We start from the raw sequence: 22247 nt of genomic DNA on the forward strand, positions 1-22247 counted from the left end.
GTTATGCGGAAGATGGGTGCGGCGGCGGCGCGGCGAACGGCGTTGGCGGCGCAGGGCTTCGGGGCGCGCAAGCCCGGTCGGATCACGCGGCGGACGGTGCTCGGCGTGCTGGACCGGACGCAACTGCTGCAGCTGGATTCGGTGTCGGCGGTGGTGCGGGCGCATTACGCGCCGGTGTTCAGCCGGATCGGGCCCTACGACCGCACGCTCCTGGATCAGGCCGCGTGGAGCAACGGCTCGCGGCGGCCACGGTCGCTCGTCGAGTATTGGGCGCACGAGGCCGCGCTCATCCCGGTCGAGGACTGGCCGCTGCTGCGCTGGCGGATGCGGCGCTACGAGCACGGGCGCTGGTCCGGCATGCGCAAGGTGGTCGAGCGCAATCCGACCTTGGGCAAGGACATCCTGGACGTGATCACCGCGGTGGGCCCGGCCACCGCGGGTGAGGTGGAGCGTCACCTGGAGCTGGACAAGCCGCGGCCGAAGGGCTCCTGGTGGAATCTCAGCGATACGAAGATGATCTGCGAGCAACTCTTCGCGGCGGGCGCGCTGTCTGTGGCCACGCGTGTGGGGTTCACCAGGCACTACGACCTGACCGAGCGGGTGCTGCCCGCCGAGGTGCTGGCACGCGACGTCACCGAGCAGGACGCCGTTCGTGAGCTCGTGCTGCGTGCCGCCACCGCGCACGGCATCGGCACCGAAGCGGACCTGCGGGACTACTACCGCCTCCAACGCACCCAGACCGAACCCGCCATCGCCGCTCTGGTGGACGCGGGCGAGCTGATCCCGGTGGAGGTGGCGGGCTGGGGGAAACCGGCTTATCTGCGGGCGGGCACTCCCACGCCGCGTCGCATCGAAGGCGCGGCGCTGCTGTGCCCGTTCGACCCGCTCATCTTCTTCCGCGCCCGCACGGAGCGGATCTTCGACTTCCACTACCGCATCGAGATCTACACCCCGGAACACAAACGGGTGCACGGGTATTACGTCTTCCCGTTCCTGCTCGACGGCGAACTCGTGGGCCGCGTCGATATGCGGGCGGAACGCGCGAACGGCCGGTTGTGGGTGCCGGCCGCGTTCGCCGAGCCCGGCTACGACACTCCGGCCACCGCGCAGGCCCTCGGCGGCGCGCTGCGCGAGCTGGCGGACTGGCTCGAACTGGACGAGGTCGCGACAGGCGATCGCGGCAATCTCGCCGCATTGCTGTAGCGCGTTCGGGTCAGATGTCTCGTTTGGGCCCGTACCCGCGCATCTGATCGCGCAATGCTCCGTGGACGGCGCTCGACAGCCACGAGTTCAGGGACTGACCACTCTGTGCGGCAGCCTCTTCCGCACGCGCCTTCATCTGTTCCACCAGCCGCAGCGTGACCCTGCTGATGTCCCCGGTCATCTCCTCGAAGGAGGGGCTCTGCTCGCCCACCGTGCTCTTGCGCACATCGATGGAGGCGTCGGTGCCGTCGACCGAGACGTGCACCGTGCGGTCGCCGAGCGCGGCGCTGACCTCGGCGGCGAGGTCCGACAGCGCGGCGAGCAGCACCAAGCGGGCCGGGCCTTCCGTCGCCGCGGCCAGTGCGGCCGCCGTGGCCTGCGTCTTCTCGTCACCGAGCGCCGCGGCGGCGATCAGGCTCTCGCGCAGTTGGCCGGTGTATTTGTTCAAATCCATGATGTCAGTGTGATGTCATGAATGACATCGGGCAAGCGGCGAAATGACATCATCGCACCGTCGTCGATATGGATTCGCGTCCTTGTTGCGGCCTGATCGCCGACGACGGTGTCGAGGGCGTGTCCCCGACCGGGTAGCCTTTCTGACCATGAAGAACGGTGAATCGACGCCAACGGAGCTGCGTGCGTCCGGCACGGTAGGTGTCGCTATGGTGACCCCCTTCAGCGCCGACGGCAAGCTCGACGTCGATGCCGGGGTCGCGCTCGCGGCCCGCCTGGTCGACCGCGGCGTCGACCTGCTCGCGATCTCGGGAACCACCGGTGAATCGCCGACCACCACCGAATCGGAGAAGGCCGATCTGCTGCGCGCCATCGTCGACGCCGTCGGCAAGCGGGCGACCGTGATCGCGGGGGCGGGCACCTACGACACCGCCCATTCGATCGAGCTCGCGCGCAACGCGCAGCGGGCGGGTGCGCACGGTTTGCTCGTGGTGACGCCGTACTACTCCCGGCCCTCGCAGGAGGGACTGATCGCTCATTTCACCGCCGTCGCGGATGCCACCGATCTGCCGGTCACGCTGTACGACATCCCCGGACGGTCGGTGGTGCCGATCGCCAGCGACACCATCCGCAAGCTCGCCGAGCATCCGCGCATCGTCGCGGTCAAGGACGCCAAGGGCGACCTGAACATGGGCGCCGAACTCATCGCGAGCACCGGTCTGGCGTTCTACTCCGGTGACGACGCGCTCAACCTGCCCTGGCTGTCGGTCGGCGCGGCCGGATTCATCAGCGTCATCGGACATCTCGCGCCCGAACGGCTGCGCGCGCTGCTGGAGGCGTACACGGCGGGCGAGGTCGTGCGCGCCCGCGAGATCAACACCACGCTGCTGCCGCTGCACGCCGCGATGGCCAGGCTGGGCGGCGTCGCGATGAGCAAGGGTGGTTTGCGGCTGCTCGGCGTGGAGGTCGGCGAACCGCGCCTGCCGCAGCTGATGCCGACCGGTGAGCAGCTGGAAGCGCTCGCCGCGGACCTGCGAGTGGTCGGAGTGCTTTCGTGAGCGAGTCCCTACCCCGTCGCCGCCGTCGCGGCGCGTCCCGTCCCGCCGGAGCGCCCGCCCCCGCCGCACCGGCCGAGCAGACACCGCCGGAAACCGTCGCGCTGCCCGAACCGGCGCTCGACGAGACGACGGTGCCCGCCGTTCCAGCCGAGCGGCCCGCGCCCGTGCAGGCGCGTCGAGAGACCAGGACGCAGGATGCGGGATCCCGGCGAGCGGGCCGTGGACGGGGACAGTCCGGTGCGCGGCGGGTCGAAGAGCCTCCGGCGCAGGCGGATCCGATCGCCGCGCACGACCGGCTCGGCGCTCCGCCCGCCCTCCCCGAGAACGGCCTGCGCGTGGTCGCCCTCGGCGGCATCGGCGAAATCGGCCGCAATATGACGGTTTTCGAGTACGGCGGCCAACTGCTGATCGTCGACTGCGGCGTGCTGTTCCCGGAGGACCAGCAGCCCGGTGTCGACCTGATCCTGCCGGACTTCCGCCCCATCGAGGACCGGATCGCCGACGTCGTGGCCGTCGTGCTCACGCACGGGCACGAGGACCACATCGGGGCGGTGCCGTTCCTGCTGCGGCTGCGGCCCGACATCCCGGTCGTCGGCTCGAAATTCACCCTGGCGCTGGTCGCCGCGAAGTGCCGGGAACACCGCCTGCACCCGAAGCTCATCGAAGTGACCGAGGGGCAGCACACCGCGCACGGCCCGTTCGGCTGCGAGTACTTCGCCGTCAACCACTCCATTCCCGACGCGCTCGCCGTCGCCATCCGCACACCGGCCGGCGTCGCCCTGCACACCGGTGACATCAAGCTCGACCAGCTTCCGCTGGACGGGCGGCTCACCGACCTGGCCGGATTCTCCCGGCTCGGTGACGAGGGCGTCGATTTGTTCCTGGTGGACTCCACCAACGCCGAGGTCCCCGGCTTCGTCACGCCGGAGCGGGAGATCGGCGGCGTGCTGGACTCGGTGATCGGCAAGGCACGCGGCCGGGTCATCGTCGCGTCCTTCGCCAGTCACGTGCACCGCATCCAGCAGGTCGTCGACGTGGCCCAGAAGTACGGGCGGCGGGTGTGCTTCGTCGGCCGCTCGATGGTCCGCAATATGCAGATCGCCCAGGATCTGGGCTATCTCACCGTGCCGGAGGGCGTGGTCGTCGACCTCGACGTCGCCGCCACCTTGCCCGGCCATCGCTTGGTGCTGATCTCGACGGGTTCGCAGGGCGAGCCGCTGTCGGCGCTGTCGCGGATGGCGCGCGGCGACCACCGGCAGATCAACATCCGCCCCGACGACCTGGTGGTGCTGGCCTCCTCGCTCATCCCGGGGAACGAGAACTCGGTGTTCGCGGTGGTCAACGGCCTGGCTCGGCTCGGAGCCACGGTGATCACCCAACAGAACGCCAAGGTGCACGTCTCCGGGCACGCCTCGGCGGGCGAGCTGCTGTACCTGTACAACGCGGTGCGTCCGACCAACGCGATGCCGGTGCACGGCGAGTGGCGCCACCTGCGTGCGAACGCGGCGCTGGCGGTGGCGACCGGGGTGCCGCAGGAGCGGGTGGTGCTCGCCGAGGACGGCGTGGTGGTCGACCTGGTCGACGGCATAGCCTCGGTTGTCGGCCGGGTGCCGGTGGGACACGTCTACGTCGACGGGCTTTCGGTAGGCGACGTCGGGGAATCGACGCTGTCGGACCGGCTGGTGCTCGGCGAGGGCGGTTTCATCGCCATCACCGTCGCCATCGACGAGACCACCGGCAAGGCGGTGAGCACGCCGGAGCTGAGCGGACGCGGCTTCTCCGACGATCCCACCGCACTGGTCGATGCGGCCGAACTGGTGGAAGCCGAACTGCTGCGGCTGGCGGGCGAGGGCGTCACCGACACTCACCGCATCGCGCAGGGCGTGCGCCGCGTAGTGGGCCGTTGGGTGGCCGATACCTACCGTCGTCGTCCGATGATCGTGCCGACCGTGATCGGCGTCTGACCTTCCGCACAGCGAAAAGCGCCGGGCAGCCCAGCTGCCCGGCGCTTCTCACGCGGTAGCGGCTTACTCCTGGCAGGCCGCGGACTCGATCTTCGCGCTCTTGACGATGTTGCAGGCGAAGGTGTGGTCGACCTTCCACTGGCCGCCCTCGGACACGAATTGGATGAACGCGCTGTCCACCGGGGTGCCGTCGATGGTGACCTTGGCGTCGGCCTTGAGCTTGCCGTCCTTCGGGTCGCCCACGTTGGTGACCTCGACGGTGACCTTCTGCTTCTTCGCGGCGTCGACGAGGTTGGCGACCAGATAGGGATCCTGCTCGGCGGCCTGGATCCAGCTGATCTTCTCGGTGTTCGGCACGTTCGGGTCGAACGCCTTCTGCAGCCGCTCGTTGAGCTGCTGCGTGGTGGGCTTCGGCAATACGGGCGAGGACGGCGTGGTCGGCGCGGAACCTGCCTCCTTGTCGCCCTTGCCCGAGCCGCCCTCCAATTCACCTGCGGGGTGCCCGGGAGCGGCGCTGGTGCTCGGAGACGAGGAGTCGTCGTTGGAGGCGCAGGCGGTCAGCGAGCAGGCCAGTGCGGTGAGGACGACGGCCACGGTGGTCCGGAAAGTGCGGTGCTTCACGTTGTTTCCTTCTCGAATTCCGGGCGTCAGCCGTGGTTGGACGTGCAGTTCCAGTGCACGATGTAGGCATCGGAATCGTTGTGCGCCAAGGCCTGTCCCTGCGCGCTGCGCCGCGACGACGCGTACCCCCAGCTCCAGGTGCCGGTGCCGCTGGAGTACGCCACGGCGCCGCAGCCGTTGCGGAACCAGACCACCGACTGGCAATCCCCTGCGCCACAGGAGCTGATCGCGCGTTGCTCCGCGGCAGCCGAGTTCGGGTAGTCGTAGGAGTACCCGATCAGACCGGTGGAGGTGGACAGCGCGATCGCGCCGTAGTTGTTGGTGTAGGCATTCGCGGCGGGCGCGCTGACAGCCAGCGCGGCACCTACCGCCGCGAGCGCGGCCACACCGGTAGCAAACTTCTTCACGAGGATTTGCCCCTTCTTGTCATTGGCCCACGACCCGATGGACCGAGTGACAAGGTACAGAGCCGATTCTCATTACGCTAGCCGGAGATTTCCCGGCAGGGAGAGCCGCGAATGCCATGCTATGGATGCACGTCGATCGGCGTGGCGCCAAGTGTGGCCCACGGTCAGCTGCCTCGCAACACGGAGGCGGAACTCACGCTGCCTTTTTGCGCGGTGAAAACCGCTGAACCGCAAGGTCGTAACGATCCGGTTCCGGATGAGGCCGAGGTGCGGCAGTGCTTCGGTTTCCGCGGTCGGCCGCGCGCTGCGGTCAGATCCCGGTGCGGGATCGGCTGGTGGCGCGGCGGTTGCGGTGATCGCGGTGCGTCGCGCCGCGCGGCGGCATGGCCGAGCGGTCGGTATGTTCAGGGTGTGACTATGGCACAGCGGGAACGCCGGGGAATCGTCGAGGCGATGGAGGCCGCGGGACCGGACGCGCGGACGCTCTGCGGTGCGTGGACGGTGCGGGACTTGGCCGCGCACTTGGTGGTTCGCGAACGGCGGCCCGACGCCGCGCCGGGCATCCTGCTGAAGCCGCTTGCGGGGTATCTCGAGCGCGTGCAAGCGAAGGCGGCGGGCAAGCCGTTCCCCGAACTGCTGGAGCTGGTGCGTACCGGCCCGCCGTGGTGGTCGCCGCTGCGACCGGTCGACGCCGTGGTCAATCTGTCGGAGATGTTCGTCCATCACGAGGACGTGCGCCGCGCCGAGCCCGGTTGGCAGCCACGTGAACTGCCCGCGGCCGACGAGGAACAGCTGTGGTCGGTGCTGCGCAAGATGGCCAGGATGGCCTACCGCAAGGCGCCGGTCACGGTGGAGCTGGCGACGCCGGACGGCAGGCGCACGGTGGTGCGGTCCGCCGCCGAGGACGTCGTCACGCTGACCGGCAAGCCGTCGGAACTGGTATTGCATGCCTTCGGCCGGGACGAAGTGCGGCTGGAGACCGCCGGATCTCCCGAGGCCGTTCGGGCGGTACTCGAGTCCGACCGGTCGTTCTGATTTCCGCGCCGCCATCCCGTCGCGCGGGACCGGGGGATCGGCGAAAAGCCGCCAGAGGCGCAACGGCACCAGTGTTGCGGATGGTCCGGATGGGGCGATTGCGGCTAGCCTGGGGCCATGGCAGGTAAGTCCCGCAGCACCACGACCAGTCGGGCGCGGGCGGGATCGGCGCGGGGGAGGACCACTGCGGCGCGGTCTCGCGCGGCAACGCCCCGCACGGCCACGCCCCGCACAGCCACGCCCAGGGCGACCGCCACGCCTCGCCGACGCGCCACCGCCGCCCGGCGCCCGGCGCGCCGTCCGTCCGACACGGCTCCGCTGACGGTGATCACCCGGGGTATCGGCAGCGGCTGGACCATGCTGGCCCGCGGGCTCGGCGCCACCACACGCGCCCTGAGCCGTGCGGGCGAGATCGAACACGGACATCGGCGCGACGGCGTAGCGCTGGCGCTGATCGCGGTGAGCGCCGTGATAGCGGCGGCGGTCTGGTTGTCGGCAGGCGGTCCCATCGGCCACCTGGTCGAGGACGTGATCCGCGCGATCTCCGGATCGGCCTCCGCATGCCTGCCGTTCGTCGCCTCCGGAATCGCCGTCGTCCTGATGCGCACCGAACCGCACCCCGAGATCCGGCCGCGGCTGGTGCTCGGCGGCCTGCTGATCGGCCTGCCGGTCCTCGGGCTGTGGCACATCGCCGCGGGCGCCCCCACCGACGCGCACGGGCGTTCCCGCGCAGCCGGTTTCGTCGGCTTCGTGACCGGCGGGCCGCTGACCGACGGCCTCACCGCCTGGCTCTCGGTCCCGATCCTTTTGCTGGCCATCGTCTTCGGCGCGTTGCTGGTGACCGGGACGACGGTGCGCGAGGTCCCCGCCAAGCTGCGGCGCTACCTCGGCACCGAGACAGGTGGCGACGAATACGGCGAATTCGACGGCGAGCGCAGGGACTACGACCCGGCCGACTACGACGCCGACGGATTCCCGGTGCATCGCGCCACCGCCAAGCGGCGCGGTCGCACGCCCGCGGAGAACTACCCGCCCGACGAGTTCGGCGATCCCGACGCGGTCACCGAGTCGCTGGGCGAGCCCCCGCTGCGCGACGCCAAGCAGATCGGGGCCGAGGAACCCGCGCCGAAACCGAAGCCGAAGAAGCAGCGCCCCGCCGCGGTGGTGGAGGATCAGACGCCACCGCCGCCGAAGCAGCTGGAGTTCGTCACCGACCGTGAGGTCGAAGGCGACTACACGTTGCCGCCGTTGTCGCTGCTGACCGACGGGGATCCGCCGAAGAAACGCAGCGCCGCCAACGAATCGATGATCGAGGCGATCACCGAGGTGCTGGTGCAGTTCAAGATCGACGCCGCGGTGACCGGGTTCGTGCGCGGCCCGACGGTCACACGCTACGAGGTCGAACTCGGGCCCGGCGTGAAGGTGGAGAAGATCACCGCGCTCGCGCGCAACATCGCCTACGCCGTCGCGACGGAGAACGTCCGGCTGCTCGCGCCGATCCCCGGCAAGTCCGCCGTCGGCATCGAGGTGCCCAACGCCGACCGCGAGCTGGTCCGGCTGGCCGACGTGCTCAAGGCGCCCTCCACGCGTACCGACCACCATCCACTGGTGATCGGCCTGGGCAAGAACATCGAGGGCGAGTTCGTCTCGGCGAATCTGGCCAAGATGCCGCACCTGCTGGTCGCCGGTTCCACCGGTTCGGGCAAGTCCAGCTTCGTGAACTCGATGCTGGTGTCGCTGCTGCAGCGGGCGACGCCGGACGAGGTACGGATGATCCTGATCGATCCGAAGATGGTGGAACTGACGCCGTACGAGGGCATTCCGCACCTGATCACGCCGATCATCACCCAGCCGAAGAAGGCCGCGGCCGCCCTGGCCTGGCTGGTGGAGGAGATGGAGCAGCGCTACCAGGACATGCAGGCCAACAAGGTGCGCCACATCGACGACTTCAACAAGAAGGTGAAGTCGGGGGCGATCACCGCGCCGCTGGGCAGCGAACGGGTGTACCGGCCCTACCCGTACATCCTCGCCATCGTCGACGAGCTGGCCGATCTCATGATGACCGCTCCGCGCGACGTGGAGGACGCCATCGTGCGCATCACGCAGAAGGCTCGTGCGGCCGGCATCCACCTCGTGCTGGCCACGCAGCGGCCATCGGTGGACGTGGTGACCGGTCTGATCAAGACCAACGTGCCCTCCCGGCTCGCCTTCGCGACCTCCTCGCTGACCGACTCGCGCGTCATCCTCGACCAGCCCGGCGCGGAGAAGCTGATCGGCATGGGCGACGGCTTGTTCGTGCCGATGGGGGCGGGCAAGCCGACCCGGTTGCAGGGTGCGTTCATCAGCGACGAGGAGATCCACGGCGTCGTCGACTTCACCAAGAACCAGGCGGAGCCGGAATACCAAGAAGGCGTCACCGCCGCGAAGGCGGGCGAGAAGAAGGACGTCGACCCCGATATCGGCGACGATCTCGACGTCTTCTTGCAGGCGGTGGAACTCGTGGTCACCTCGCAATTCGGGTCCACCTCCATGCTCCAGCGCAAGCTGCGCGTCGGCTTCGCCAAGGCGGGACGGCTGATGGACCTCATGGAGACCCGGGGCGTGGTCGGCCCGAGCGAGGGGTCCAAGGCGCGCGACGTGCTGGTGAAACCCGATGAACTGGAAGGGTTGCTGTGGTCGATCCGCGGCGGCGGGGACGGCGGCGACTCCGACGAGTCGGAGTGATCCGGCTGGTTCCCTCGGCGAGATTCGAACTCGCATCTACCGGAATCTAGGTCCGGCGCCTCTACCGATTGGGCTACGAGGGATCGGTCGGGGTTCCGACCTGAAGGATTGGGCACGGACGGAGGGATTCGAACCCCCGGCCGGCGGTTTTGGAGACCGCTGCTCTACCGGCTGAGCTACGTCCGTTCGCACGAAAAAGGGGTCGCTCCTGGCGATTCGCCGCGGAGTGACCCCTTTCGACACGGTCTGCGAAAGACACGTTCAGGGGCGGCTCCGCGCGGCTCGCCAGGAGACGGACCAGGCCGATAGCGCGGCGCCGGTGCGCGAGACATCGCTCGGCGACACCTGTCGCTCCGCCGTCCCGGTCATCGTCTCGCCTTCCTGTGGTCTGATCTTCGCCGGCTCAGAAGGTAACACCGGATGTCGGTGTTGGGAACCGCTTTTCCCTAGCCGACGACCCTACCCGGTCAGTTCTTCCGTGCCTGAAGGGTATAGCTCAACGGTAGCCTTTCCGGGTGCCGGGTCAGCCGCCGTTCACCGTCCCGGCCCGTTGTCATCAGGCCGGGCAGCGCGTTCCACGGAACACTGCGATGTTCGACCAGGCCGGTCAGCGTGAGGTCCGCCGCGGCAGCGCGGTCACGACCTCGCCGAGAGGTTCCGTTCGTGTGGTGGTCCGGCTGAACCAGGCGTCGGTCTCGAAGTAGGCGGTGCGGTAGTCGTCGGCCACGAACGTCGACGGTGGCACGAACGGCCGGGTGAACGCATGTGGAATTATGGTCGGCAATCACCTCGCTATCGCGCAGCAACGGACAAATCGGGCATTATGGACATCATGTTCTTCGATCGGCACGCCGCATGCACGTAACCGCACTCGAATGGGGGATCACCGTCGTAGTGATCCTCGGCCTGTTCGTCTTCGACTTCTACGCCCACGTGCGCACTCCGCACGAGCCGACGTTCCGGGAATCCGGCTTCTGGTCCGGGGTCTACATCGGGCTGGCGCTGCTGTTCGGCGGCGTGGTCGCCTGGCAGTGGGGTTCGACCTACGCCGGGGAGTACTACGCGGGTTTCGTCACCGAGAAAGCGCTCTCGGTCGACAATCTGTTCGTCTTCCTGATCATCATGTCCACCTTCGCGGTGCCGCGGATCTACCAGCAGAAGGTGCTGCTGATCGGCATCGTGCTCGCCCTGGCCATGCGCGGCGCGTTCATCGCCGTCGGCGCGGCCGCGATCGGCGCGTTCAGCTGGGTGTTCTACCTGTTCGGCATGTTCCTCGTCTACACCGCGATCAAGCTGTTGCGCGAGAGCGGCCATGAGGTCGAGGTCGAGGAGAAACGAGACAGCCGGATCGTCGCGCTGGCCAAGCGGGTCCTGCCGACCACCGATGAATACGACGGCGACAAGCTGGTGACCAGGGTGGACGGACGCCGGGTGGTCACGCCGTTGTTGCTGGCGCTACTGGCCATCGGGTTCGCCGACCTGCTCTTCGCGCTGGATTCCATCCCGGCCATCTACGGACTGACCGAGCAGCCGTACCTGGTCTTCACCGCGAACGCGTTCGCGCTCATGGGCCTGCGGCAGCTGTACTTCCTGATCGGCGGATTGCTCGACCGGCTGGTGTACCTGTCCTACGGGCTGGCGGCGATCCTGGCGTTCATCGGCATGAAGCTGGTGCTGCACGCCCTGCACGAGAACACGTTGCCGTTCGTCAACGGCGGCGAGCACGTCGCGGTCCCGGAGATCTCCACGTCGGTCTCGCTGGGTGTGATCCTGGTCATCCTGGTGGTCGCGACGGTCGCCAGCCTGCTCCGTACGCGGGTCCGAGCGGACCGGTAGCCGCTCAGGGCGCGAAGGCGCCGAAGACGGGAGCCCATTCCACGGCGCGGACCTCGTCGATGAGGTTCGCGCGGGCGAACGGGTCCTGGGCGAGCAGGTCCTTCAGCTGTCCCGCGTCCGGCGAGCGGAAGAGCAGCAGCGCTCCGGACCCGTCCGGGTACGGACCGCTGCTCAGCAGGGTGCCCGACTCGAGCAGCCCGGCCAGCCAGGCTCGGTGCTCGGGTCGGTGGACGTCGCGGTCTGCGGCGGTGGCCTCGGAATAGGCGTAGTGGACGGCAAAGATCGGCACGGGTATCGCTTCCTGTGGGTTGGGCTCAGAGCGTCAGCAGCATCCGAGTATTGCCGAGAGTGTTCGGCTTCACATAGCTCAAGTCGAGGAACTCGGCCACGCCGGTGTCGTAAGAGCGACACATCTCGGCGTACACCTCGGCGGTGACCGGCGTGCCGTCGATCTCGACGAAGCCGTGCCTGCCGAAGAACTCCACCTCGAAGGTCAGCACGAACAGCCGTTCCAGCTCGAGCTCGCGCGCCACCGCGACGAGACGTTGCACGATGAGCTTGCCCACACCGCTGCCCTTGACGTCGGGATGCACCGCGACCGTGCGCACCTCCCCGAGATCGGCCCACAGCACGTGCAGCGCCCCGCAGCCGACCACGCGGCCGTCGAGTTCGGCGACCCAGAATTCCTGCACCGCCTCGTAGAGGGTGACCAGGTTCTTCTCCAGCAGGATGCGGCCGGCGTAGACGTCGACGAGGCGTTTGATCTCGGGCACGTCGGAGGTTCGCGCGCGTCGGACGACCGGGAGGGAGCTCTGCGCGGCCGAAGCCGCGCCCGGATACGCGTCGCTGGTCGAACCACCTAGTGGTCCCCGAGAGGTCATGGGGTGCACAGTAGTCGGCTCGGCTACCGATAGTCTGAACGTGTGCCGCAGATCCACTCGTCCAACTCACCGCATCGCGCCGGGCGGCGCGGCGGTCCGACGAGGCGGCCGTGAGCGAGCCGATCGCCGGTGAGGCGATGGCATGAGCGTGCAACCCGACGAGACGGACCGCCCCTGGAGCGCGCCCGCCCCGGTCCGTCCCGGCTTCGCGCCCGCGCAGGCCGAGAGCGGCCCTCCGCTGCTGAACATCGCGAACGTGCTCACCATGTTGCGCATCGCGATCGTGCCGCTGTTCGTCGTCGCGCTGTTCGCCGGAGATGGTCACCAGACCGGTTGGCGGATCGCCGCCGCGGCGCTGTTCGGCATCGCCGCGATCACCGACCGGTTCGACGGGCAATTGGCTCGCAAATACGGGTTGGTGACCGATTTCGGCAAACTGGCCGATCCCATCGCGGACAAGGCGCTGATCGGGTCCGCGGTGATCGGCTTGTCCGTGCTCGGCGACCTGGCCTGGTGGATCACGTTGGTGATCTGCGGCCGGGAGATCGGCGTCACACTGCTGCGTCTGATCGTCGTGCGGCGCGGAGTCATTCCCGCAGGGCGCGGGGGAAAGCTCAAAACACTGGTCCAGTCGGTGGCCATCGCCATGCTCTTGCTGCCGCTGTCGGGCTGGGTCGCCGGTATCGGCATGCTGCTGATGTATGTGGCGGTCGCGCTGACCGTGGCCACCGGCCTCGACTACGTCGGTCAGGCGGCCCGGGTGTGGTTCGCGGGCGGCCCGGGGCGGAACCGCGGCGCATGAGCGATCCGCTGGTCGCCGACGTGCCCGCCATCGATCTCGTTCGTGCGCTGGTGACTGTGCGGCAAACGGTAGCCACCGCGGAATCGCTGACCGCGGGTCTGCTCGCCGCGACCATCGCCGGGGTACCGGGCGCCAGTGCCGTGCTGCGCGGCGGGTTGGTGGTCTACGCCACTGACCTCAAGCACAGCCTCGCGGGCGTCGACGCGGAGGTCCTCGCGGCCGAAGGCCCGGTGGCGGCGAGCACCGCCGAACAGCTGGCCGTCGGCGCGCGCACGCGCTGCGGCGCGGACTGGGGCGTGGGGCTGACCGGCGTGGCGGGCCCCGATTCCCAGGACGGGCACCCGGTCGGCACGGTCTTCCTCGGACTGGCCGGTCCCGGGCACACCGAAGTGATGCGGTTGAAACTCCCCGGCGACCGGTGGACGATCAGAATCGGTGCGACGCGCACGGCGGTGGCGGAATTGCTGCGGTGTGTGCGGGAGGCGGGCACGGACCCGGCCGACCGCGTCGGGCGGAGCGGCTGAGGTGCTTCCGGCGGGAACCATCCACCCCGGTTCCGACGTTGTGCCAGAAAGAACGGCATGCGTGGGGTCGGCGATCGCGTCGGCCCCGCGACCGGGAGCGAAGGAGAACGAGATGACGCTGCTGCGAGAGGCGATCGGGGACAGTCTGCGGCGTGCGCGTCTCGCCCAGAGCCGGACCTTGCGCGAGGTGTCGACATCGGCGCGCGTGAGTCTCGGCTATCTCTCCGAAGTCGAGCGGGGTCGCAAGGAGGCCTCCAGCGAACTGCTTGCCGCCATCTGCGAAGCGCTGGACGTCCCGCTGTCGCGGGTGCTGTGGGATGTGAGCACGATCATGGCCGGTGTCGACGCGGCGACGGCCGGCGCGCCCGCGGACGAGGCCGCGGCCGCCGCGGCCGAGCCGGAGCGGACGGCGGCCGAGCCCGCCGCACAGGCCGAGTCCGCGTCCGCGGCGGCAACCATATCGGCCGACGCCGCGGCGCGGCCGCTGCCGCTGGCGGAGGACACCCGGATCGTCATCCCGGCTCCGCGATCGGACATGTTGGTCCTGGTGAAAGGTGCGTGACCGGCGACGAGTTGCGGCCATGGCGGCAACGCTGCGGGCCGGTGCGGAAAGCGGATAGATTCTCCGTAGGCGTCGGTTGGGCCGGGTTCGCCCGGCCCTGGTGCCACATGGTGGAGGATAGGCACATATCGGGTGCGTGACGGTCGCGCACTGGAGTCGCGCCGGAGCGCGGCATGTCAGATGGAGGCGGGATCAATCGATGGCTAATCCGTTCGTCAAGGCCTGGAAATACCTGATGGCCCTCTTCGACGCGAAGATCGAGGAGCACGCGGATCCGAAGGTCCAGATTCAGCAGGCTATCGAGGAAGCCCAGCGGCAGCACCAGGCCCTTTCGCAGCAGGCCGCCTCGGTCATCGGCAACCAGCGTCAGCTGGAGATGAAGCTGAACCGGCAGCTGGACGAGGTCGAGAAGCTCAACGCCAACGCACGTCAGGCCGTCCTGCTGGCCGATCAGGCCACCGCGGCGGGCGACACCGAGAAGGCGATCCAGTACACCAACGCCGCCGAGGCGTTCGCCGCGCAACTGGTCACCGCCGAGCAGTCCGTCGAGGACCTGAAGGTCCTGCACGACCAGTCGCTGCAGGCGGCCGCCCAGGCGAAGAAGGCCGTGGAGCAGAACGCGATGCTGTTGCAGCAGAAGGTCGCCGAGCGCACCAAGCTGCTCAGCCAGCTGGAGCAGGCCAAGATGCAGGAGCAGGTCTCCGCCTCGCTGCAGCAGATGGATTCGACGCTGTCGGCGCCCGGCAGCACGCCGAGCCTGGACGCGGTGCGCGAGAAGATCGAGCGCCGCTACGCCAACGCGCTGGGCGCAGCGGAACTCGCGCAGAATTCGGTGCAGGGCCGCATGCTCGAGGTGCAGCAGGCCAGCATCCAGATGGCCGGGCACAGCAAACTGGAGCAGATCCGCGCGTCCATGCGCGGGGACCAGTTGCCCGCCGGTGGCGCCCAGCCCGCCATCAATCCGGCACAGGCCGGTTCGGCACAGCCGCAGATGAACAAGGGACAGGCCGCGCAGCAGTAGCCGCCTCCGGGTGTTCGGCGAACACGTGTCGGTGGGGGCTGGTTCACTGGAGGACAAGGCGTGGGGACCCGACCGGCCGGCCGTCGGCCGAGTCGGGTCCCGGTCTGTCCGATGTGTGCAACCGGTGGGAGAGAAGGTATGAGCGGCAGTGCATTTCGCGAGCGTCGGCCCGAAACGCGGCGCCTGCGCGGGACGGCGATGATCCGGGCCCAAGCCGCGCTCGCGCCACAGCCGGGCAGCCTGCCGGACAGTCTTCGCGAAGTCGGTGAGAACGCGCTCGTCGCCGTGCGGCGCTGGGCCGATCCACGGGAGCGGGAGCTGCGCCGCCGCCGCAGGGCCCGCCGCCGCACCTTCCAGCTTGGCACGGTGTCCGGCCTCACCACAGTGGGAACCGTTGGCCTCGTCGCCCTTTCGGCGCCGGTGTGGGCCGTGGTCGTGGTCGGCGGCGGCGCGGTGGCACTGGTCACCGGCGCGGCGCTGAGCACTCGTCGCTATCTGCGACTGCGGGGAGCGCCGCTGCCGCATGCGGCGTTCCTCCCGCGTAAGCAGCCACCGGTATGGTCGAACGCCCGGCCGTCTATCGCGCGTCTGGTGCGCGCGGAGAAGGCCTTGCACGGCTTGGGCGTTCAGATCGCCCGCTCGCATCGGCTGCCCCCGGACGAACTGGCCGACATGCTCGAGACCGCCGCGTCGGGCGCGGCGGCGCTCCATGCGCTGGCTGCCGACATCACGGCGATGGAACAGGGGCTCGGGGCCATCGGAAGCGCGAATTCGCCCGCGGCGCTGGCGCTCACCGAGAACCTGCGGCTGATCCTGGCCAGGCTCGACGCGGGCGTCACGGAGTACGAGCAGGTGGTGGCCGCGGCGGGCCGGATACTCGCGGTGCCGGAGACCACCGTGATGCGGCACAACTTCGACACCATCGTGGCGGATCTGCGCCACGCCTCCGACCGGCTGGACGGATGGGCGCAGGCCCTCATCGAGGTGGCCGACAAATCGGTGCCCGCGTCGCCGCGGCCACCGATCTGATCCGGGCCGGTCAGCTCGGCCGGTCCCGGCGGCGAAGTTCCTCGGCCCTGGCCCGAAACGCCGCGCCGACGAGTTCGCGGCTCTCGGCCATGAGGTCGAGCACTTCCCACGAGGCTTTGCGGGCGGCCGATCCGACGATTCCCGCGATCGCCGAACCGTGCCGCCGGGCCGCGGCCGCGAGTTCCTGTGCCAGCTCGTTCGTCTGTTCCATCGGGGTCCCGGCCGTCAGAGGAGATTCAGTGCATGACTGTGTGCTGATTGGGGTGTCTGCGTCATTGGATCATCCCTTCCCTGTTGTCGCGCAGCGCCGTTTGGCGTTGAAGATCAGAGTACATCCGTGCACTGAAGTCGCATCGGTCTCGACCGCGCCGGGGGATCCGGCGCACGCCTGAGCGCTCGCGTCCGCATGGAGCGGTCGTGTGGGCGCGGCGCTCGAGCGGTCGGTAGGCTGCGGCGATGCGGTTTCTCTCGACTCGCGAACGCGACGGTGGGGTGATCGGAATGACGAGCAGCCTGGATCGCTGGCTGGTCGGCCGCAGTGCGCGCGTGCGTGCGACTCCGGCGGACCGGGCGTTGAAGGCATTGAGCACCGCCGCCGACAAGAGTCGCTTGTGGATGGCGCTCGGGGCGGTCCTGTTCGTCGCCGGAGATCGCTCGGCCCGGCGCGGCGCGGTGCGCGGGTTGCTCGCGCTGAGCATCGCCAGCGGCGTGGCCAACGGTGTGGCCAAGCCGCTGTTCCCGCGCCGTCGTCCGCCGGACGAATCCGTTCCGTTCGTGCGCAGGCTGGTCGCGCCGCCGGTCTCGTCATCGTTCCCCTCCGGGCACGCGGCCTCCGCCGCGGCCTTCGTGACGGGCTTGGCGCTGGAATCGCCCGCGGCGGCTGTCGCGGTGGCCCCGGTCGCCGCCGCGGTGGGATATTCGCGTGTGCACATCGGCGTGCACTGGCCCTCCGATGTGGTCGCGGGCGCGCTGTTCGGTAGTGCGGTCGCACTGGTCACTCGGCGGTGGTGGGCGGTGCGCGACGACGAACCCGCCGCGCTCGGTCCGGTCGAACACATCGACCCGCTGCCGAAGGGCGCCGGATTGCTGCTGATCGGCAATCCGCACGCGGGACCGGGCGATGGCGACGACGCGCTCGCCGACCTGCGTGAGCGACTGCCCGCCGCCGAGGTGCTGGAACTGGGCGGCGACGATTTCGAGGAGCGGGTCGACGAACTAATGAGGCGCGACGATCTCCGCGCTCTCGGCGTCGTCGGCGGGGACGGAACGGTGTCGGCCGTCGCGGAGTACGCGGTCCGTCACCGGTTGCCGCTGGCGGTATTCGCGGGTGGCACGCTGAACCACTTCGCCAGGGACGCCGGAGTGGAGCGGACCGACGTGACCGTCGCCGGGCTGGAAGCGGGCGAAGCGGTGCGGGTCGACGTGGCGGGTGTCTGTTTGGACGGCGCCGAGCAGCGCACCTTCGTGAACACCGCCAGTCTCGGCGGCTATCCCGATTTCGTCCGTGTTCGCGAGCGCTGGGAACGGCGGATCGGCAAATGGCCCGCGGCGGGAATCGCCATGGTGCGCGTGCTGTTCCGCGCCCAGCCGCTGCACGTCACCGTCGATGGCGCCCACACCGCGCTCTGGATGCTGTTCGTGGGCAACGGCACCTACCACCCGGCCGACCAGATCCCCATGTCGCGTCCGGAGTTGCGCGGCGGCACCCTCGATGTCCGTTACTTGCGCGCCGATGTCCCGTTCTCGCGGCTGCGGCTGGTCTTCGCGACGTTCACCGGCACGCTGGAGTATTCACCCACCTATCGGCACCGCAGGGTTTCCCGCGTGGATGTACGGGTCGCCGAGGAGGCGGTGTCGCTGGCCACCGATGGCGAGGTCGACCATCGCGGCAAGGACTTCCGATTCACCAGCGGACCGTCGGCGCTGATGCTGATCAAGCGTGGGCGCGCGGGGAACTCGCAGCGAAATACATAACGAATAGCTATCAGATAGCTGTGTCGTCGCTTCTGGCGCGGCGTGTCGGCGAATTGGGTACTGAGCCTGGTTTGGTCGAGGAATGCACGGGTAGTTGCCATCATGTAGCTGATCATTTCCGGTCTCGTCTGGGGCCGGGCACATGCACTACTGGCAGGAGCACGTCATGCTCGATGTTTCCTACCGTCGATCGCTGCTCGACCAGGACACGCAGCGGCTGGACGTCAGCCGGTATCTGACGTGTGACAGCGCCGAGGACCCGGTGCGGCTGTCGCGCAGAACGCAGCGCGTCGTCGCGAGCCCCGACGTCACGGATCGACCCACCAGCGATTGAACTGCTTTTCCCAGCACGCGCGGTGGACAGCCGCGTTCTGTCGAGCTGCGCATCGCACGGACGAACTGCGGAGGAACCCATGACTGAAATGCTGGAAACGCTCATCGGCAGCTCGGTGTACGGCCCCGAAGGCGAGAAGATCGGCAAGGTCAAACGGGTCTACGTCGACAACAATTCCGGATCGCCCACCTGGATCGCGGTATCCACCGGTCTGTTCAGCGCCGACGCGTTGGTCCCGCTTGCGGGCGCCGAGCATCGCCCCGAGGCGGCCGTGTTGCAGGTGCGAGTCGGTAAGGACGCGGTCAAGGCCTCGCCGCAGCTGGACCACAACGGGCAGATCAGCCCACAGGCCGAGCAGGAACTGTTCGACCATTATCAGATCGATCCGGATCAGTCCGCCTGGGATGTCTACGGCAGGCAGCCGGTGCCGCAGCCGCCGCGCACCCGCCCCGCGATGACCCGCCCGCCGGAGCGGCGGACCGGGGAGCCGGGAGGCGTCGCCACCGCGCGTATGCGGAACAATACGGGTCCGGACGAGGAGACGTTGCGGATGCCGGCGTCCGGCGATCGGTCGCGCATGGGCCTGGATCCGATGGTCGACCCCTACGCGGTCGACACTGCCGATCTCGGTATGCGGGAACCGGATGGCATGCCGCACGACGATCCTCTGGCCGGCGAGTTGCCGGACGCCGAGCCCCGCTGATCGGCTCGTCCTCGACGATGGTGTGCGCGTCCTCCGACGCGCACACCATCGTGGCGTGTTCGGGACGGGAGATCTTCGGTCGGCGGCGAAACCCCGATCGCCGCGCGACAAGCGGGGCGCCGGCCTAAGGGGGAACCCTGATTTACACCCCGAAATGCCTCCCCACCTGGTGATTTCCGCTGATCCAAGTGCCATGCTCGAAGCGGAAACCGACTTCTTGGAGGCATCGAAATGTTGTGGAAGATCATCGGCATCGTCGCGGTCGTCTGGATCGCGCTGGCCGTCATCGGCGCGCTGATCAAAGGCCTGTTCCCCATCCTGGTGATCAGCGCCATCGTGTTCGGGCTGTACCTGCTGTACAAGGCGGTCTCGGGCTCGGACAAGTCGACGGTGAGCAAGCTGTAGCGAGCGGTGCCGCGATGCGGGTGTGATCGACCCCGAAGGGGGTGTGGCAGGCTAGGCGGATGCGAGTAGCCGTCGTCGCAGGGCCCGATCCCGGTCACGCGTTCCCCGCTATCGCGTTGTGCTCGAAATTCCTGGCCGCCGGTGACGAGCCGGTCCTGTTCACCGGTCCGCGGTGGTTCGACGCCGCGCTCGCCGCCGGAATCGGGGTGCGCAGACTGAAAGGCCTGGCGCCGCGACCGGTGGACGACGACGCCGACGCCGGGCAGCGCATCCACGAGCGGGCCGCGCACATCTCTACCGAGATCCTGCCCGAATTGAGCGCCATGCTGCCCGAACTGGTGATCTCCGACGTGCTGACCGCGGGCGGCGGCATGGCCGCGGAACGGCTCGGCGTCCCCTGGGTTGAGCTGTCCCCGCATCCGCTGTACCTGCCGTCGAAAGGGTTGCCGCCCATCGGAAGCGGGCTCGCGCCCGGTTCGGGTCTGCGCGGTCGGGTGCGCGACGGCGTACTGCGCGGCATGACCGCACGCGCGCTGCGGAGCGGGCGTCGCCAGCGGGAGCGGGCGCGCGAGAGCGTCGGCCTGCCTGCGGTCGATCCCGGGCCCGCCGCGCGCCTGATCGCCACCCTGCCCGCGCTCGAGGTACCGCGCCCCGACTGGCCGGAATCCGCCCACGTGATCGGCCCGCTGCTGTGGGAGCCGACCGACGCGATCCTGGACCTGCCGCCCGGGGACGCGCCGCTGGTCATGGTCGCCCCCTCGACCGCGCACACCGGTGTGGCGGGCATGGCCGAGACCGTCCTGCGGGCGTTGGAGGGAACCGGTGTCCGCGTGGTCATTTCGATGCTGGACACGCCGCCCGCCGATCTTCCGCCATGGGCCACGGCGGGGTTGGGGCGGCAGGACGAACTGCTGACCCACGCGTCCGTCGTCGTCGGCGGCGGCGGTCACGGCCTGCTCGCCAAAACGCTGTCCGCCGGCGTCCCGATCGTCACCGTTCCCGGCGGCGGCGACCAGTGGGAGCTGGCCAATCGCGCGGCGCGACAAGGTAGTTCGATCGTCGTCCGGCCGCTTTCACCCGAGGCCGTCCGTGCCGCGGTCGGTGCGATCCTCGCCGACCCGCGCTACACCCGGGCGGCGAGGGAGGCCGCCGCCACGCGCGATTTCCCGGACCCGGTCGCCCTGTGCCACCAGGTCTGTTACGCCGTCCAACCCTGACCGGAGCGGGTGCCGGGCGTGCCCCTGACCAGCGAACGCGCGGGACGGGAGTAAGTTCGGGACGGTGCGGTTGACCGAGTTTCAGGAACTGTTGCACACCGAGTTCGGTGTGGCCCGCGGCGACGCCCTGCTGACCGACCACGTGATCCCGGCGTTGGGCGGGCGCACCGGCGCCGCCGCCATCGAGGCCGGAACCGATCCCCGCGACGTCTGGCGCGCCCTGTGCGCCGAATTCGACGTGCCGAGGACGCGCTGGTGAGCGCCCCCGGGCAGGTGGAGCGCGACGAGCCGCTGTACCGGTTCGACGAGCGGCAGCGGATGATCCCGCACGACCCGGAACGTTTGGCGGTCCGGGTGGCGCAGGCACACCCCGACGACTTCGCGAGCTACCGGCAGACCGGCATCGAGTTGATGCTGCTCGGCCGCTACGACGAGGCGCTCGACCACCTCGATCGCGCGCTCGAACTGGTGGACACGGAGCGGCGCCGGATCACCGTGTGGATCAACTTGGGCGACGTCTACCGCTATCGCGGCGACGCGGGCACCGCGGAGACGTTGTACCGCCGCGCCGTGGAACACGCGCGGGTAGCCGCGCCGGAGGTGCTCTCGTTCGCCGTGCAGCACCTGGGCAAGGCGCTCGCCGAACGGAACCACCTGGCCGAGGCGCGCGAACTGCTGGCCGAGGCGATGCGGCTGCGCGTGGCCGAGGGCGATCCCGAGGAGATCGAAGCCACCCGCACCGCGCTGGACACGCTGGGCGAGCTGCCGATTCCGTTGCCGCCCACCGTCGCGGCGCTGTTCGGCGAGGTGCCGAGCTGGTCGGACGAGCACGAGGGCATGAGCGGTGGCGTGGTGCGCGTCGACGGCGTCTACTGGCTCAAACGCGGTCCGAACGCCGTCGCCGAGTATCGGCGGCTCACCTGGCTGCGTGAGCGCGGGATCGCCGTGCCGGAGGTGACGGCGTTCGAGGACGACGTGCTGGTGCTCGCGGACGTGGGCGCGCCCAGCTTGTCGGCGGGCTCCGGCGGCGCTCACGCGGCCTCGATCGGCGCCGTGCTCGGCGCGCTGTTGCGCCGGCTGCACAGCATTCCGGTCGCCGAGTGCCCGTTCGACGGACGCCTGGACGTCGTGCTGGCGCGGGCGCGCCGCAACGTGGTCGAAGGTCTCGTAGACGCGGACGATTTCGACGACGACAACGCCGAGTCCACCCCCGCGGAGATCCTCGAGCGGCTGCTGGCACAGCGGCCGGAGCATGAGGATCTGGTGGTGGCGCACGGTGATTTCACCCCGCCGAACGTGCTGGCGAACGGCGTCCTCCTCGATGTCGGCGGGCTCGGTGTTTCCGACCGTTACCGTGATCTGGCGCTCGCCGTCCGCGACCTGCGCGCGGATTTCGGCGAAGCGGAGGTGACGGCCTTCTTCGCGGCCTACGGACTGGCCGAGCCGGACGAGAGCCGCTTGACGTATTACCGGCTGCTCGACGAGTTGTTCTGA

The 22247-nt window shown here is 69.3% G+C and carries 25 protein-coding genes and 2 tRNA genes; 18 read left to right on the forward strand and 9 right to left on the reverse strand.

Features of this window, described 5'->3' with window-relative positions:
* Positions 1-3: 3 nt before the first annotated feature.
* Complete coding sequence (locus ABZ824_RS03675) at positions 4-1203, forward strand: crosslink repair DNA glycosylase YcaQ family protein (protein WP_356961456.1); 1200 nt, start codon at positions 4-6, stop codon at positions 1201-1203.
* A 10-nt stretch (positions 1204-1213) separates the two neighbouring features.
* Here the strand turns inward: ABZ824_RS03675 and ABZ824_RS03680 are convergent, their stop codons facing one another.
* Positions 1214-1657: a hypothetical protein gene (locus ABZ824_RS03680; protein ID WP_356961457.1), complete on the reverse strand. Its 444-nt coding sequence runs from the start codon at positions 1655-1657 to the stop codon at positions 1214-1216.
* A gap of 148 nt (positions 1658-1805) precedes the next feature.
* Here ABZ824_RS03680 and dapA point away from each other — a divergent pair, with 148 nt between their 5' ends.
* A complete protein-coding gene (dapA, locus tag ABZ824_RS03685; protein WP_356961458.1) occupies positions 1806-2714 on the forward strand; it encodes a 4-hydroxy-tetrahydrodipicolinate synthase in 909 nt (302 codons plus the stop codon).
* Positions 2711-4678 (forward strand): ribonuclease J, encoded by a 1968-nt coding sequence (locus ABZ824_RS03690; protein ID WP_356961460.1) that lies wholly within the window; start codon positions 2711-2713, stop codon positions 4676-4678. Before dapA ends, ABZ824_RS03690 begins: the two co-directional genes overlap by 4 nt.
* A gap of 63 nt (positions 4679-4741) precedes the next feature.
* Here ABZ824_RS03690 and ABZ824_RS03695 read toward each other — a convergent pair whose 3' ends face one another.
* Both ABZ824_RS03695 and ABZ824_RS03700 read right to left on the reverse strand, forming a co-directional pair.
* Entirely contained in the window at positions 4742-5299 is a 558-nt protein-coding gene (locus ABZ824_RS03695; protein ID WP_355070182.1) for a hypothetical protein, read from the reverse strand.
* A 26-nt stretch (positions 5300-5325) separates the two neighbouring features.
* The gene (locus tag ABZ824_RS03700) at positions 5326-5706 is read right to left on the reverse strand and encodes a DUF4189 domain-containing protein (RefSeq protein WP_356961462.1); all 381 of its coding nucleotides are present in this window, start codon (positions 5704-5706) and stop codon (positions 5326-5328) included.
* Positions 5707-6117: 411 nt separating this feature from the next.
* On the opposite strand from ABZ824_RS03700, the gene ABZ824_RS03705 reads away from it, so the two are divergent.
* Both ABZ824_RS03705 and ABZ824_RS03710 read left to right on the forward strand, forming a co-directional pair.
* Positions 6118-6741, forward strand: coding sequence for a TIGR03085 family metal-binding protein (locus ABZ824_RS03705; protein ID WP_356961464.1), 624 nt, complete (start codon positions 6118-6120; stop codon positions 6739-6741).
* 117 nt (positions 6742-6858) lie between these two features.
* On the forward strand, positions 6859-9465 hold the full coding sequence (locus ABZ824_RS03710) for a DNA translocase FtsK (RefSeq protein ID WP_356961465.1): 2607 nt from the start codon (positions 6859-6861) through the stop codon (positions 9463-9465).
* Between the two features lie 6 nt (positions 9466-9471).
* Here ABZ824_RS03710 and ABZ824_RS03715 read toward each other — a convergent pair.
* The 3 genes from ABZ824_RS03715 to ABZ824_RS03725 all read right to left on the reverse strand — a co-directional run bounded on the left by ABZ824_RS03715 (position 9472) and on the right by ABZ824_RS03725 (position 10210).
* A tRNA-Leu gene (locus tag ABZ824_RS03715) sits at positions 9472-9548 on the reverse strand.
* Between the two features lie 30 nt (positions 9549-9578).
* Positions 9579-9651, reverse strand: a tRNA-Trp gene (locus tag ABZ824_RS03720).
* A gap of 421 nt (positions 9652-10072) precedes the next feature.
* On the reverse strand, positions 10073-10210 hold the full coding sequence (locus ABZ824_RS03725; protein ID WP_356961466.1) for a hypothetical protein: 138 nt from the start codon (positions 10208-10210) through the stop codon (positions 10073-10075).
* A gap of 110 nt (positions 10211-10320) precedes the next feature.
* Between ABZ824_RS03725 and ABZ824_RS03730 the strand changes: the two genes are divergently transcribed.
* The gene (locus ABZ824_RS03730; protein WP_356961467.1) at positions 10321-11301 is read left to right on the forward strand and encodes a TerC family protein; all 981 of its coding nucleotides are present in this window, start codon (positions 10321-10323) and stop codon (positions 11299-11301) included.
* Positions 11302-11305: 4 nt separating this feature from the next.
* Here ABZ824_RS03730 and ABZ824_RS03735 read toward each other — a convergent pair whose 3' ends face one another.
* A complete protein-coding gene (locus ABZ824_RS03735) occupies positions 11306-11590 on the reverse strand; it encodes a YciI family protein (protein ID WP_355070193.1) in 285 nt (94 codons plus the stop codon).
* A 25-nt stretch (positions 11591-11615) separates the two neighbouring features.
* A complete protein-coding gene (locus ABZ824_RS03740) occupies positions 11616-12182 on the reverse strand; it encodes an amino-acid N-acetyltransferase (protein WP_355070195.1) in 567 nt (188 codons plus the stop codon).
* Between the two features lie 142 nt (positions 12183-12324).
* On the opposite strand from ABZ824_RS03740, the gene pgsA reads away from it, so the two are divergent.
* From pgsA to ABZ824_RS03765, 5 genes are all read left to right on the forward strand, one after another.
* Entirely contained in the window at positions 12325-12984 is a 660-nt protein-coding gene (gene pgsA, locus ABZ824_RS03745; RefSeq protein ID WP_355070196.1) for a CDP-diacylglycerol--glycerol-3-phosphate 3-phosphatidyltransferase, read from the forward strand.
* On the forward strand, positions 12981-13508 hold the full coding sequence (locus ABZ824_RS03750) for a nicotinamide-nucleotide amidohydrolase family protein (protein WP_356961469.1): 528 nt from the start codon (positions 12981-12983) through the stop codon (positions 13506-13508). Before pgsA ends, ABZ824_RS03750 begins: the two co-directional genes overlap by 4 nt.
* Before the next feature lie 112 nt (positions 13509-13620).
* Positions 13621-14070 carry a helix-turn-helix transcriptional regulator gene (locus ABZ824_RS03755; protein ID WP_356961471.1) on the forward strand — a complete coding sequence of 150 codons (450 nt, stop codon included), beginning with the start codon at positions 13621-13623 and terminating at the stop codon, positions 14068-14070.
* Between the two features lie 199 nt (positions 14071-14269).
* A complete protein-coding gene (locus ABZ824_RS03760) occupies positions 14270-15091 on the forward strand; it encodes a PspA/IM30 family protein (RefSeq protein WP_355070202.1) in 822 nt (273 codons plus the stop codon).
* A gap of 138 nt (positions 15092-15229) precedes the next feature.
* Positions 15230-16120, forward strand: a complete 891-nt coding sequence (locus tag ABZ824_RS03765; RefSeq protein ID WP_356961472.1) for a hypothetical protein — start codon at positions 15230-15232, stop codon at positions 16118-16120.
* Between the two features lie 10 nt (positions 16121-16130).
* Here ABZ824_RS03765 and ABZ824_RS03770 read toward each other — a convergent pair whose 3' ends face one another.
* Positions 16131-16331 carry a hypothetical protein gene (locus tag ABZ824_RS03770; RefSeq protein WP_067809022.1) on the reverse strand — a complete coding sequence of 67 codons (201 nt, stop codon included), beginning with the start codon at positions 16329-16331 and terminating at the stop codon, positions 16131-16133.
* A 245-nt stretch (positions 16332-16576) separates the two neighbouring features.
* Between ABZ824_RS03770 and ABZ824_RS03775 the strand changes: the two genes are divergently transcribed.
* From ABZ824_RS03775 to ABZ824_RS03805, 7 genes are all read left to right on the forward strand, one after another.
* Entirely contained in the window at positions 16577-18094 is a 1518-nt protein-coding gene (locus ABZ824_RS03775) for a phosphatase PAP2 family protein (RefSeq protein ID WP_356961474.1), read from the forward strand.
* 166 nt (positions 18095-18260) lie between these two features.
* Positions 18261-18428 (forward strand): hypothetical protein, encoded by a 168-nt coding sequence (locus ABZ824_RS03780; RefSeq protein ID WP_355070207.1) that lies wholly within the window; start codon positions 18261-18263, stop codon positions 18426-18428.
* 79 nt (positions 18429-18507) lie between these two features.
* Entirely contained in the window at positions 18508-19131 is a 624-nt protein-coding gene (locus tag ABZ824_RS03785) for a PRC-barrel domain-containing protein (protein ID WP_355070209.1), read from the forward strand.
* Between the two features lie 231 nt (positions 19132-19362).
* Positions 19363-19536, forward strand: a complete 174-nt coding sequence (locus ABZ824_RS03790) for a hypothetical protein (protein WP_355070211.1) — start codon at positions 19363-19365, stop codon at positions 19534-19536.
* 59 nt (positions 19537-19595) lie between these two features.
* On the forward strand, positions 19596-20753 hold the full coding sequence (locus ABZ824_RS03795) for a nucleotide disphospho-sugar-binding domain-containing protein (RefSeq protein ID WP_356961475.1): 1158 nt from the start codon (positions 19596-19598) through the stop codon (positions 20751-20753).
* A 64-nt stretch (positions 20754-20817) separates the two neighbouring features.
* Positions 20818-21012 carry a DUF3046 domain-containing protein gene (locus ABZ824_RS03800; RefSeq protein WP_355070215.1) on the forward strand — a complete coding sequence of 65 codons (195 nt, stop codon included), beginning with the start codon at positions 20818-20820 and terminating at the stop codon, positions 21010-21012.
* A complete protein-coding gene (locus tag ABZ824_RS03805) occupies positions 21009-22247 on the forward strand; it encodes a phosphotransferase (protein WP_356961477.1) in 1239 nt (412 codons plus the stop codon). The genes ABZ824_RS03800 and ABZ824_RS03805 overlap by 4 nt, the downstream gene beginning before the upstream one ends.

It is taken from the genome of Nocardia sp. NPDC047038 (assembly GCF_040644075.1).
Lineage (GTDB): Bacteria > Actinomycetota > Actinomycetes > Mycobacteriales > Mycobacteriaceae > Nocardia > Nocardia sichangensis.